Genomic DNA, 13,037 nt, shown 5'->3' on the forward strand with positions numbered 1-13,037 from the left:
TGCGTCTCTCAGGTGTGCCAGATTCGGGGCGGGCAGGGAGCTTTAGCGGTGAGCGGCAGGCGCAGGCGCTGCCAGATCTCGCGCATCGCCTGCTGGCAAATCAGGTTGTCATGGGCCAGAAAACGGACCGACAGCAGGCCGTCGGTGAGGGTCGCTCCCGCGAAATGCTCCAGCGCTGCCAGCGCCTCGCGGGCCTCCTCCAGCAGCGTTTCGCTGGCCGGGTAAAACAGCAGGGTGCCGATCCACGGGTGTTCCGCCACCGGGGTCAGATCGCCGTCGGCCAGGTGCTGGCGCTCGATCAGCAGCGGCTCGCCTTCGAGCCAGACCTCAAGGCGACTCTCAATGCGCCCGTGGCTGAAGGTTTCGCCGATCACCGGGCGGCCGAGGCAAAACAGCTCCCAGGCCAGCAGGGTGCTGCTGCGCTGGAGATGAAACACCGAGCGCAGGGTGGCATTCGCGCCAGGGAAAAAAATGGTGTCCTGCGGCAGCCACTCCAGCGTTGCGTGCTCGTCGAGGGTGAAGTGCTGATCCAGCCGCGCCAGTGCGCCTGTGCTGCGATAGAACTTGCTGGCACCGGGCATGGTGATTAGCGCGTGGCTGTGGGCCTCGAGGTGGACGTCGATCGTCAGTTCATCCCCGCCGACAATCCCGCCCGGCGGGTGCAGCAGATAGAGGTGGCAGGTCTCCTCTTCGGGATAGAACGGGCGTTGTACGGTAAGTGGGCCGACATGGCGGGCAGCGTGAAGGAGGGTTTTTTCAGGGGTGTGACAAAACCGCAAAGCAAGCGAGGCCTGCCAGCCTTTTGCCGTTTTATCAACCCTCTGAGGTGCTAACATGCTTGATCCATCTGCTCGCTATCGGGATTTTTTTAGTATGCCCTGGCGGAAATGAAGGCTGTCATATGAGTCACTTATGGATGGGGTGGAAATGCCCGGCGGCGCTGCGCTTGCCGGGCCTACGGGATGTGCATGTTGTGGGTTTGTAGGCCGGGTAAGGCGCAGCCGCCACCCGGCTTCTCCGTCGCCTGAGGGTGGCCCCCTTATCACGTTCACAGGTTCTGGAACGTCATGTTCTGCTGGACATGAGGTGACGGAACCATTCCACTCTAGCTACATAAAGCCTTACCAGACAGGTATTACCTTACCGGTAATCCTCCGCATCAATATCATACCCGGAGGGTTCCCAGCGGATCGCCAGCAGCGAAACCAACCCAATCAGCGGCGCAAGGGCAATCACCCAGAACACCGCCGTATCCATCGACGCCACCAGCAGTGGGAACATAAACAGCGACAGCGTCGAGCTGCTGCGCATCAGCGTCTGGTTCAGCCCCACGCCAACCCCGCGCAGCGACGTTGGGTAGCTGAGTGAAGCAAAGGTCATGGTGTGTGCCCCCGGACCAAAGCCCTGACCGAACAGGAACAGGGCCAGCATCGCCACCGCCGCGATCCCTTCCGCTGCACCCTCCGGGCGACCAATAATCGCCAGCACCACCAGGGCAATCAGCTGACAGGTATAACCCCCCAGCGACATCCGCCATGCGCCGAAGCGCGGCACCAGCCGCACCGCCAGCAGGCCGCCGACAAACGCGAACAGCAGGTTCAGCGCCAGCGAAATGAGAATGGTGGTCAGCATCGACTGCACAAAGAAGCTGGAGATAATCACCGGCAGGCCAAAGGCCACGGCGTTATAGGCAAAGGACGACACAACCGACAGCAGGGTGGCCAGCGTGGTGCGCTTCAGATAGACCCCGCGGAACAGATTCAGGTAGTTACGCCAGCTGGCTTTATTCACCACCGGGGCGGGCTGGTTGAGCGCCTCCTGCGGCACGTGGGCGTTAATGTTGTACGCCTTGCGCAGGATCGCTGCCGCCTCTTTCAGGTTGCCCTGATTCGCCGCCCAGACCGGCGATTCGCTCATGTACTTACTGCGGATGGCGATGATCACCAGCGCGGGGATCGCCCCGAAGCCGAGGATAATGCGCCACAGCCAGTCGCTGTGCGTCTCCGGCAGCACGCCATAGAAGAAGAGCACCAGCAGATAAGAGATGCTGATGGCGGCATACCAGGTGGGGCACCACATGGCGACGCTGGCGGCTTTGTTGCCGGGGCCTTTCAGCCTGGCGAACTCGCTTAAGAAGGCCATCGCTACGGGGAGGTCGATCCCCACCCCCAGCCCCATCACAAAGCGCGCCCCGGCCAGCACGTACTCGTTCGGGGCAAAGGCACAGGCGATGGCCGCGACCACGAAGAACACCATGTCGGCCATAAACACCCGGTAGCGCCCGATTTTATCCGTCAGGTAGCCGCCAATCAGCGCCCCGACAATGGCGCCGAAGGTGATCGCCGAGGCCACCATGCCGGTGCCCGCAGGCGTGAGGTTGAACTCGCGGGTGATGTCTTTGATACCGAACGCCAGCGCGCCCAGGTCATAGGCATCGAGAAAAATACCGCCCAGCGCAATACCGATAACGATGCGCGCATTGGCCCGGCCCTGTGAACCTTCATTAACCAGTTGGGTGACGTCCGCCGCGTTGCGAACCCATTTGATCTCCCTGTCGGGGGCGTTTCCTGCCGTTGCAAGTGAGGTTGGATCTGCGATCTCTGTCATTTTCTTATGTTGTGTTGGCTGTACGAACAAAAAGAGTACTCACAGCAAGAAAACGATCTAAATCACATTTGGTTATAAGGCATAACTAAGGGATGAAGGCGAAAGGGAGCAAAGACGCTTACTGCGGATCTTTCTTTTTTCTCTTCAGCCTGGCCCAGATCTTGGTTTCCTGGCGACGCCACAGGCGCTGAATGTTGTCATGATGACGCAGCAGGATCAGGCAGGAGAGCATCGACACCGGGAAGGTGAACTGGGGTTTGAACCACCAGACGTAAAACGGGGCAATCAGCGCGCTGACGATGGCCCCCAGAGAGGAGTAACCGCTGAGCAACACGCTGAGCAGCCAGGTACCGGCCATCACGCCGGTGAGATCCCAGCCAATAGGGGCAATGGCACCGAATGCGGTGGCTACGCCTTTACCGCCTTTGAAACCAAAGAAGACCGGCCAGATGTGGCCCAGACAGGCGGCGATGGCTATCAGCCCCAGCCAGAAGGGCGTCACGCCCAGCGCATACGCGCCCCAGACGGGAAGCATGCCTTTCAGGACGTCAAAAATCAGAACCGCTACGGCTGCTCCTTTGCCGCCAATTCGTAGTACATTGGTCGCCCCCGGATTCCCGGAGCCGTTCTCGCGTGGGTCGGGTAACCCGGCGATACGGCAGACCAGAATGGCGCTGGAAATTGAGCCGCAAAGGTAGGCAAGGAGGATCATTCCAGGCGCGATTGCACTCATAACGCTGTTCCGTTTTGAAAATATCGTTTTGTACTTAGCATCTGTGGATAATACGCATAATTCGCCGGGAGTGGTATCCGGTTTAGCCAAAAACCAGGCAGGTCGTGATGGATATAGTATTTATAGAGCAACTTTCGGTAATCACCACTATCGGGGTGTATGACTGGGAACAGACCATCGAGCAGAAATTAGTGTTCGATATCGAAATGGGCTGGGATAACGTCGCCGCCGCGAAAAGCGACGATGTGAACGACTGTCTGAGCTATGCCGACGTCAGTGAAACCGTCATCAGCCACGTGGAAGGCCAGCGTTTTGCGCTGGTGGAACGCGTGGCGGAAGAGGTGGCGGAACTGCTGCTCAGCCGCTTTAATTCCCCGTGGGTGCGCATCAAAGTCAGCAAGCCGGGCGCGGTGGCGCGGGCGGCTAATGTGGGCGTTATTATTGAGCGTAGCCAAAATCTGAAAGGAAACATTTAACGGTATAATAGTTAAACCAATTCCTGTTAAATCAGTCTTACAGCTGTTCCTTCTGCGGTTACCCTCCGGGTAACCCGTTTTTTCTGTCTTTTTAGGGGTTTATTGATGAGCGATATGCACTCCCTGCTGGTGGCAGCAATACTGGGTGTGGTCGAAGGATTGACAGAGTTTTTGCCGGTTTCCAGTACGGGCCATATGATTATTGTTGGCCATCTGCTGGGATTCGAAGGCGAAACGGCGAAAACCTTTGAGGTGGTGATCCAGTTAGGATCCATTCTGGCGGTGGTAGTGATGTTCTGGCGCCGCCTGTTCGGGCTGATTGGCATTCACTTTGGCCATCCGCCGCATGAAGGCACCGGAAAAGGGCGGTTGACCCTGGTGCACATTCTGCTCGGGATGATCCCGGCGGTGGTGCTGGGCCTGGTGTTGCACGACACCATCAAATCGCTGTTCAACCCGATTAACGTGATGTATGCGCTGGTGGTCGGTGGCGTGCTGCTGATAGCCGCTGAACTGCTGAAGCCCAAAGAGCCACGCGCGCCGGGTCTGGATGATATGACCTACCGCCAGGCCTTTATGATTGGCTGCTTCCAGTGTCTGGCGCTGTGGCCGGGCTTCTCCCGCTCCGGGGCGACGATTTCAGGCGGGATGCTGATGGGCGTGAGCCGCTATGCGGCCTCTGAGTTCTCGTTCCTGCTGGCGGTGCCGATGATGATGGGCGCGACCGCGCTGGATCTCTACAAGAGCTACCACTTCCTGACCGCAGGCGACATTCCGATGTTTGCCGTGGGCTTTATCACCGCCTTCATCGTGGCGCTGATCGCCATCAAAACCTTCCTGCAGCTGATCAAGCGCATCTCGTTTATCCCGTTCGCCATCTATCGCTTTATCGTGGCGGCCGCGGTCTACGTGGTCTTCTTCTGATGACCGACTGCCCTCAGTCTTTTGGCTGTGGGCAACGCTGTTCCTTCCAGTCCGCTACCGCCTGAATCCGCCGTTTAGTTAACTCTTCCCGAATCTCTGGCCCTTTGAATCCCGCCTGGATCACCGCCTGGGTCGGCACGGCTTTTGCCACCTCCCAGGCTTCGCGCAGCAACCGCCCCTGCGGATAGTCGCTGGCTTCAAACCCGGTGCGTCCGCGCACGTCGGCTTCGCTGGTTAAGGCGATCTGCTCCACGCGCTGCGGTTTACGCCAGGCGTCGATGTTGTCGAACAGCTTGACGATGGTGGCCGGTTTAAGGATTGGGAAGGTGTGGATCAGGTCGTGGAACTCGGCGACCAGCTTCGCCAGATCGCGGATCTCGTTCGGCACCCGCATGCGCTGACAAACCTTTTCCACCAGCCTGACGCCCGCCGGGCCGTGTCCGTGATGGCGCGGCCACAGTTCGGGCGGCGTTAAGCCCTTGCCGAGATCGTGACAGAGGGTGGCAAAGCGCACGTCCACCTCCGGGCTGAGCATCGCCGCCATGCTTAACGTCATCAGGGTGTGGATGCCGGTATCAATTTCCGGGTGCCACTTCGCCGGGGCGGGTACGCCAAACAGCGCGTCCACTTCCGGGAACAATACTTTGAGTGCCCCGCAGTCGCGCAGCACCTGGAAGTAAACCTGCGGGTTGCGGGTGGTGAGCGCATTCTCAGTCTCTTTCCACACCCGTTCCGGGGTGAGGTGCTCCAGCTCGCCCGCGTCGGTCATCGCCGTCATCAGCGCCAGGGTTTCGTCGGCGATGCGAAAGCTCAGATGGGCATAGCGGGCAGCAAAGCGCGCCACGCGCAGCACGCGGAGCGGATCTTCAGAGAAGGCGGGGGAGACATGGCGCAGGATGCGGTTCTGCAGATCCTCTTTACCGCCGTACGCATCGACGATATGACCGTTTTCATCCTGCGCGAGGGCATTGATGGTCAGATCGCGGCGCTGCAAATCGTCTTCGAGGGTAACGTCAGGGTCGGCATGGCAGATAAACCCGGTATAACCCACGCCGGATTTGCGTTCGGTACGCGCCAGAGCATACTCCTGGCGGCTTTGCGGGTGCAGAAACACGGGGAAATCGCGGCCTACCTGCTGGTAACCCGCATCGAGCATGGCCTGAGGGGTGGCTCCCACCACCACCCAGTCCTTATCTTTGACCGGCAGACCTAACAACGCATCACGAACCGCACCACCGACCAGATAAATCTTCACGCCACACTCTCCCGTATCCAATATTGGCAAAATAATACGTAAGTGTGGCAGAGATGGCGACTTAGTTCATCCAACGGTCTTTACGTTTACGGCTCGGTACCAGATGCGGCAGCACCAGACCCAGCAGCAGACCTATGCCCAGCACGCCGCCGCCATACATAAACCACTGCATGATGATGGTGCGCTGTTTGTCATCCAGCTGCAGGTTGGCCGCGCTCACCTTTTTCTGGGCGACGATCAGCTCGTTCTTCAGCTTCTGGTTCTCATCTTTGAGACCGTTGATCACCCCGTCGCTCTGGGCAACTTTCTGCTGCATCTCAGCGGTGCGCTGATTCCAGGTGGCGTCGATGTTGGTCAGCTTATCAGTCAGGGTTTTGACCTGGTTTTCCAGATCCGGCACGCGGGTGCGCAGGCTCGGGTCGGTGCTAAGCTCTTTAAGGGGGATCCAGGCGGTACGGCCGCTGCTGTCGCGCACCTGGCCATAGTTGGATTCCGCGTTGCTCTGCAACAGCACCACTTCCTCGCCGGCATTAATCGTACCCACGAGGCGATAATTGTCACCCGGACCGCTGCGTACCCAGGTGTTCAGTTCGTCAGAAACGTAGCGCTTCTCTTCTGCGTGGACCACGGTCGCGGCGCTAATAGCAAGTAATGTCAGTCCGATCAGGCGTAATTTAGGCATCAGGCAGTCGTTATTTTCATAAAAAGTGGAACGATATTAGTGGAAACAGTCTTCAGGCTCAAAGGATTCGTCAGCATTCGGAATCCTCTGTGCGCTGATTGCCACTGTAGCAAACTTTACGCCCGTCAAATTGCCCATTGCGTGGCAATCTGGCGCAAAATACTATCTACTGACAAAAAAGTGGCGAGTAAGTTCGCCGTAATTTACCCCACGATATTGCAATCAAAAGAACAAGGCCATGGCTCAGGAAATCGAATTAAAGTTTATCGTTGAAAGCGGCAGCGTTGACGCGCTGCGAAACCATCTGCATCAGCTGAACGGCGAGCATCACGCGCCGGTGCAACTGCTCAACATCTATTACGAAACGCAGGACCTGTGGCTGCGCCGTCATGACCGTGGGCTGCGCATCCGCGGCGTGGACGGGCGTTACGAGATGACCATGAAAATCGGCGGTCGCGTGGTCGGCGGTCTGCATCAGCGCCCGGAATACAACATTGATATCAGCCAGCCCGAGCTGGAGCTGGCGCGTTTCCCGGCGGAAGTGTGGCCGGAAGGCGGTCTGCCAGAGGGGCTGGCAGAGAGCGTCAGCCCGCTGTTCAGCACCGATTTCTGGCGCGAGAAGTGGCTGGTAAACGAAGGCAAAAGCCGGATTGAAATCGCCCTCGACCTGGGGGAAGTGAAAGCTGGTGAGTTCCAGGAGCCCATCTGCGAGCTGGAGCTTGAGCTGCTGGATGGCCACGCCGACGACGTGCTGAAGCTGGCCCGCAAGCTGGTGACCCAGAGCGGTCTGCGTCAGGGCAGCCTGAGCAAGGCCGCCCGCGGCTATCATCTGGCCCAGGGCAATGCCCCGCGCATCCTGAAACCCACTGAAATTCTGCATGTCGCGCCAAAATCCTCGGTCGAGCAGGGCTTTGAAGCCTCGCTGGAGCTGGCGCTGAGCCAGTGGCAGTACCACGAGGAGCTGTGGATCCGCGACGTGAAAGGGGCAAAAGAGCACGTGCTGGCAGCGATGGCGCTGGTGCGTCACAGTCTGGCGCTGTTCGGCGGTATTGTGCCACGTAAAGCGAGTGCTCACTTACGTGATCTGCTGACCCAGGCCGATGCCCTGATGGCCTCTGACGTCTCTGCCGAGACGGCGATCTACAGCCCGCAAACCGCCAACGCGAAGCTGGCGCTCACCGAGTTCCTGGTGACCCGCGGCTGGCGAAGCTTCCTCGATGCGAAGGCGCAGGCCAAAATTGCGGACTCCTTCAAGCGTTTTGCCGATACCCACCTGTCCCGCCACGCCGCTGAGCTGAAAACCATTTTCGGGCATCCGCTGGGCGATCAGTACGGCGATCAGCTGATCCGTCTGGGGCGTAATATTGACAGCATTCTGCTGCTGGCTGGGGCCTATGACGGCCCGGTCGCCCGCGCCTGGCTGGAGAACTGGCAGGGGCTGCTGTATGCCATCAAAACCCGCCAGCACATTGAAATTGAGCATTTCCGCAACGAAGCCATTTCGCAGGAGCCATTCTGGCTGCACAGCGGAAAACGTTAACGCAGGCAAGGAACCCCCATGATGCCGCTTTCTTCACCCTTACAGCAGCAGTGGCAGACGGTATGTGAGCGTCTGCCGAAAACATTACCCGCCTCGTCATTAAGCGAGCAGGCCCGGCAGGTGCTGACCTTCAGCGACTTTGTGCAGGAGAGCGTCACCGCCCACCCTGACTGGCTGGCCGGGCTTGAAGCCTCGCCGCCCCAGGCGGACGAGTGGCAGCACTACGCGCAGTGGTTACAGGAGGCGCTGGCGGACATCAACGATGAAGCCGCGCTGATGCGCGTGCTGCGCCAGTTCCGTCGTCGGGTGATGGTACGCATCGCCTGGGCGCAGGCGCTGATGCTGGTGAGTGAAGAGAGCACGTTGCAGCAGTTAAGTCACCTGGCGGAGACGCTGATCGTCGCCGCCCGCGACTGGCTGTACGACGCCTGCTGCCGTGAATGGGGCACGCCGTGCAGTGAAGACGGCACGCCGCAGCCGCTGCTGATCTTAGGCATGGGCAAACTGGGCGGCGGGGAACTCAATTTCTCCTCGGATATCGACCTGATCTTCGCCTGGCCGGAGAAGGGGGCTACCCGCGGCGGACGTCGCGAGCTGGATAACGCCCAGTTCTTCACCCGGCTGGGGCAGCGGCTGATTAAGGCCCTGGATCAACCCACTCAGGATGGCTTTGTCTACCGCGTGGATATGCGCCTGCGCCCGTTCGGCGACAGCGGCCCGCTGGTGCTGAGCTTTGCCGCGCTGGAAGATTATTACCAGGAGCAGGGGCGCGACTGGGAACGCTACGCGATGGTGAAGGCGCGGATCATGGGCGATAACGGCGATGCCTATGCCAACGAGCTGCGCGCCATGCTGCGCCCGTTTGTCTTCCGTCGCTACATCGATTTCAGCGTCATTCAGTCGCTGCGTAACATGAAAGGGATGATTGCCCGGGAAGTGCGTCGCCGTGGCCTGAAAGACAACATCAAGCTGGGGGCGGGCGGTATCCGCGAGATCGAGTTTATCGTCCAGGTCTTCCAGCTGATCCGCGGCGGGCGTGAGCCCTCGCTGCAGTCCCGCTCCCTGCTGCCCACCCTGGCCGCCATCGCCCAGCTGCACCTGCTGCCGGAAGGCGATGACCGGATCCTGCGCGAGGCCTACCTCTTTTTACGCCGGCTGGAAAACCTGCTTCAGAGCATTAACGACGAACAGACCCAGACCCTGCCGGGAGATGAGCTTAACCGCGCCCGCCTCGCCTGGGGGATGCGCGTGGACGACTGGCAGGCCCTGACCGACGCGCTGGATGCCCATATGGCTGCCGTGCGCCGTATTTTTAACGACCTGATCGGCGACGATGAGAGCGAATCCCAGGACGATGAGCTGTCCGAGCACTGGCGCGAGCTGTGGCAGGATGCCTTGCAGGAGGACGACACCACTCCGGTGCTGACCCACCTCAGCGATGAGGATCGCCATCGGGTGGTGGCGCTGATCGCCGATTTCCGCCTTGAGCTGAACAAGCGCGCCATTGGCCCGCGCGGCCGCCAGGTGCTGGATCACCTGATGCCGCACCTGCTCAGCGACGTCTGCTCCCGGGCCGATGCCCCGGTGCCGCTGTCGCGCCTGACCCCGCTGCTGAGCGGGATCATCACCCGTACCACCTATCTGGAGCTGCTCAGCGAATTCCCCGGGGCGCTCAAGCACCTGATCTCCCTCTGCGCCGCCTCGCCGATGATTGCCAGCAAGCTGGCGCGCTATCCGCTGCTGCTGGACGAACTGCTCGATCCCAACACCCTTTATCAGCCGACGGCCACCGACGCCTATCGCGATGAGCTGCGCCAGTATCTGCTGCGCGTGCCGGAAGAGGACGAAGAGCAACAGCTGGAGGCGCTGCGTCAGTTTAAGCAGGCGCAGCTGCTGCGCGTGGCGGCGGCGGATATCTCCGGCACGCTGCCGGTGATGAAAGTGAGCGATCACTTAACCTGGCTGGCGGAAGCGATTATTGATGCGGTGGTCCATCAGGCATGGGTGCAGATGGTGGCCCGTTACGGCCAGCCGAAGCACCTGGCCGATCGTGAAGGCCGCGGTTTTGCGGTGGTGGGCTACGGCAAACTGGGCGGCTGGGAGCTGGGCTACAGCTCCGATCTGGATCTGATTTTCCTCCACGACTGCCCGGTTGACGTGATGACCGACGGCGAACGTGAGATCGACGGGCGTCAGTTCTACCTGCGCCTCGCCCAGCGCATCATGCATCTGTTCAGCACCCGCACGTCGTCGGGCATTTTGTATGAAGTGGATGCGCGTCTGCGTCCGTCCGGCGCGGCGGGCATGCTCGTCACCTCCACAGAATCCTTTGCGGATTACCAGCAGAACGAGGCCTGGACCTGGGAGCATCAGGCCCTGGTGCGCGCCCGGGTAGTGTATGGCGATCCGCAGCTAAAAGCGCAGTTTGATACCATTCGTCGCGACGTGCTCACCGCTACGCGCGAAGGCCCGACGCTGCAAACCGAAGTGCGCGAGATGCGCGAGAAGATGCGCGCTCATCTGGGGAATAAGCATAAGGATCGCTTTGATATTAAAGCGGATGAGGGCGGGATCACCGACATTGAATTTATCACCCAGTACCTGGTGCTGCGTGACGCGCACAGCAAGCCGAAGCTGACCCGCTGGTCCGATAACGTGCGCATCCTGGAGCTGCTGGCGCAAAACGACATTATGGACGAGCACGAGGCGCTGGCCTTGACCCGCGCCTACACAACCCTGCGCGATGAGCTGCACCATCTGGCCCTGCAGGAGCAGCCCGGTCATCTGCCGCTCGACTGCTTTAACGCCGAGCGGGAGCTGGTGCGGGCCTGCTGGCAGAAGTGGCTGGTGGAACCGTGCGTAACAAAACAAGTGTGATATTATCGCGCGCAAATTGTGAATCTTTCTGGAGTCAGGAATGAAAGTAACACTGCCAGAGTTTGAACGTGCTGGAGTTATGGTGGTTGGCGATGTGATGCTGGATCGCTACTGGTATGGGCCAACCAGCCGCATTTCCCCGGAAGCCCCGGTCCCGGTGGTGAAGGTGGATACCATTGAAGAGCGTCCTGGCGGCGCGGCAAACGTGGCGATGAACATTGCTTCTCTCGGCGCGCATTCGCGTCTGGTGGGGCTGACCGGTATCGACGACGCCGCGCGGGCGCTGAGCAAGACGCTGGCGGATGTGAACGTCAAATGTGATTTCGTTTCTGTCCCGACGCACCCGACCATCACCAAGCTGCGCGTACTGTCGCGCAACCAGCAGCTGATCCGCCTCGACTTTGAAGAAGGGTTTGAAGGCGTGGATCCTGAGCCGCTGCACGAGCGTATCAACCAGGCGCTGGGCAACATCGGCGCGCTGGTGCTCTCCGACTACGCCAAAGGCGCGCTGGCCAGCGTTCAGCAGATGATTAAACTGGCGCGCACTGCCGGTGTGCCGGTGCTGATCGATCCGAAAGGCACCGATTTCGAACGCTATCGCGGGGCAACGCTGCTTACGCCGAACCTCTCCGAATTCGAAGCGGTGGCGGGGAAATGTAAAACCGAAGATGAGATCGTTGAGCGCGGCATGAAGATCATCGCCGATTTCGACTTCTCTGCCCTGCTGGTGACCCGCTCCGAGCAGGGGATGACCTTGCTGCAGCCGGGCAAAGCGCCGCTGCATATGCCAACCCAGGCCCAGGAAGTGTATGACGTCACCGGTGCCGGTGATACGGTCATCGGCGTGCTGGCAGCCACTCTGGCCGCGGGTAATACCCTGGAAGAGGCCTGCTACTTTGCCAATGCCGCCGCGGGCGTGGTGGTGGGTAAACTGGGGACCTCAACCGTTTCACCAATCGAACTGGAAAACGCGGTGCGCGGTCGTGCCGACACCGGTTTTGGCGTGATGAGCGAAGACGAGCTGAAAGTGGCGGTGGCCGCCGCACGTAAGCGCGGTGAGAAAGTGGTCATGACCAACGGCGTGTTCGACATTCTGCACGCGGGCCACGTCTCGTATCTGGCGAACGCCCGCAAGCTGGGCGACCGTCTGATTGTGGCGGTCAACAGCGATGCCTCCACCCGACGTCTGAAAGGCGAGACCCGTCCGGTGAACCCGCTTGAGCAGCGCATGATTGTGCTCGGCGCGCTGGAAGCGGTGGACTGGGTGGTGTCGTTCGAAGAGGACACGCCGCAGCGCCTGATTGCCGGGATCCTGCCGGACCTGCTGGTTAAGGGCGGTGACTATAAGCCTGAACAGATCGCCGGTAGCGAAGAGGTGTGGGCCAACGGCGGGGAAGTGATGGTGCTCAACTTTGAGGACGGGTGTTCAACCACCAACATCATTAAGAAGATCCAGAAAGACAGCGAGAAATAAAAAACGGGCCGAAAGGCCCGTTTTTTGCCGGGTGGCGGCTTCGTCTTACCCGGCCTGCTCAATACCGTAGGCCCGTGCAAGCGCAGCGCCGCCGGGCGTTATTCCACGTCGTTAACCGGTGGGATCGCTGGTGCCGGGCGCACTTCTTCAACAACGCTGCGGTTTTCCAGCTCGGTCAGACGCTGTTCCAGCAGGGCGATTTTCTCGCGGGTACGCAACAGCACCTGCGTCTGCACGTCAAACTCTTCACGGCTGACCAGATCCAGCCGCATCAGCTGCGACTGCAGCACCTGGCGGATTTTCTTCTCAACATCATCACCAAACTCACGAACGCCTTTCGGCATGGATTCATGGACCTGGCGGGCAAGTTGTTCAATTTTTTTTGGGTCGATCATGGTAGTTCCCTTGAAGAAAAGGTGTTAACGACCATTGTAGCGCGTAACCGCGATCCTTAAACCAGAATTGTGTG

11 protein-coding genes are annotated in these 13,037 nt (G+C 59.9%); 5 read left to right on the forward strand and 6 right to left on the reverse strand.

Annotation, left to right across the window (positions count from 1 at the left end; translation table 11 throughout):
• Positions 1-8: 8 nt before the first annotated feature.
• The 3 genes from WFO70_RS17150 to plsY form a co-directional block, all read right to left on the reverse strand.
• On the reverse strand, positions 9-836 hold the full coding sequence (locus WFO70_RS17150; protein ID WP_337017787.1) for an urease accessory protein UreD: 828 nt from the start codon (positions 834-836) through the stop codon (positions 9-11).
• Between the two features lie 304 nt (positions 837-1,140).
• The gene (locus tag WFO70_RS17155; protein WP_337017789.1) at positions 1,141-2,607 is read right to left on the reverse strand and encodes an MFS transporter; all 1,467 of its coding nucleotides are present in this window, start codon (positions 2,605-2,607) and stop codon (positions 1,141-1,143) included.
• 118 nt (positions 2,608-2,725) lie between these two features.
• On the reverse strand, positions 2,726-3,340 hold the full coding sequence (gene plsY / locus WFO70_RS17160) for a glycerol-3-phosphate 1-O-acyltransferase PlsY (protein WP_142487131.1): 615 nt from the start codon (positions 3,338-3,340) through the stop codon (positions 2,726-2,728).
• 107 nt (positions 3,341-3,447) lie between these two features.
• Here plsY and folB point away from each other — a divergent pair, with 107 nt between their 5' ends.
• Positions 3,448-3,816 carry a bifunctional dihydroneopterin aldolase/7,8-dihydroneopterin epimerase gene (gene folB, locus WFO70_RS17165; RefSeq protein ID WP_106995853.1) on the forward strand — a complete coding sequence of 123 codons (369 nt, stop codon included), beginning with the start codon at positions 3,448-3,450 and terminating at the stop codon, positions 3,814-3,816.
• A gap of 105 nt (positions 3,817-3,921) precedes the next feature.
• Positions 3,922-4,740: an undecaprenyl-diphosphate phosphatase gene (bacA, locus tag WFO70_RS17170; protein WP_337017792.1), complete on the forward strand. Its 819-nt coding sequence runs from the start codon at positions 3,922-3,924 to the stop codon at positions 4,738-4,740.
• A gap of 13 nt (positions 4,741-4,753) precedes the next feature.
• Here the strand turns inward: bacA and WFO70_RS17175 are convergent, their stop codons facing one another.
• Positions 4,754-5,995, reverse strand: a complete 1,242-nt coding sequence (locus WFO70_RS17175) for a multifunctional CCA addition/repair protein (protein WP_337017794.1) — start codon at positions 5,993-5,995, stop codon at positions 4,754-4,756.
• Positions 5,996-6,056: 61 nt separating this feature from the next.
• Entirely contained in the window at positions 6,057-6,677 is a 621-nt protein-coding gene (locus WFO70_RS17180) for a TIGR04211 family SH3 domain-containing protein (RefSeq protein ID WP_337017796.1), read from the reverse strand.
• Positions 6,678-6,915: 238 nt separating this feature from the next.
• Here WFO70_RS17180 and WFO70_RS17185 point away from each other — a divergent pair, with 238 nt between their 5' ends.
• The 3 genes from WFO70_RS17185 to hldE are packed head-to-tail and all read left to right on the forward strand — an operon-like array spanning position 6,916 to position 12,568.
• On the forward strand, positions 6,916-8,217 hold the full coding sequence (locus WFO70_RS17185) for a CYTH domain-containing protein (RefSeq protein WP_337017798.1): 1,302 nt from the start codon (positions 6,916-6,918) through the stop codon (positions 8,215-8,217).
• 18 nt (positions 8,218-8,235) lie between these two features.
• A complete protein-coding gene (gene glnE, locus WFO70_RS17190) occupies positions 8,236-11,094 on the forward strand; it encodes a bifunctional [glutamate--ammonia ligase]-adenylyl-L-tyrosine phosphorylase/[glutamate--ammonia-ligase] adenylyltransferase (protein ID WP_337017799.1) in 2,859 nt (952 codons plus the stop codon).
• A gap of 40 nt (positions 11,095-11,134) precedes the next feature.
• Positions 11,135-12,568: a bifunctional D-glycero-beta-D-manno-heptose-7-phosphate kinase/D-glycero-beta-D-manno-heptose 1-phosphate adenylyltransferase HldE gene (hldE, locus tag WFO70_RS17195; protein WP_337017801.1), complete on the forward strand. Its 1,434-nt coding sequence runs from the start codon at positions 11,135-11,137 to the stop codon at positions 12,566-12,568.
• Positions 12,569-12,666: 98 nt separating this feature from the next.
• On the opposite strand, the gene ubiK is transcribed toward hldE, so the two are convergent.
• Positions 12,667-12,963, reverse strand: a complete 297-nt coding sequence (gene ubiK, locus WFO70_RS17200) for a ubiquinone biosynthesis accessory factor UbiK (RefSeq protein WP_337017803.1) — start codon at positions 12,961-12,963, stop codon at positions 12,667-12,669.
• Positions 12,964-13,037: the final 74 nt, after the last annotated feature.

Source organism: Leclercia sp. AS011 (assembly GCF_037152535.1).
Taxonomy (GTDB): domain Bacteria; phylum Pseudomonadota; class Gammaproteobacteria; order Enterobacterales; family Enterobacteriaceae; genus Enterobacter.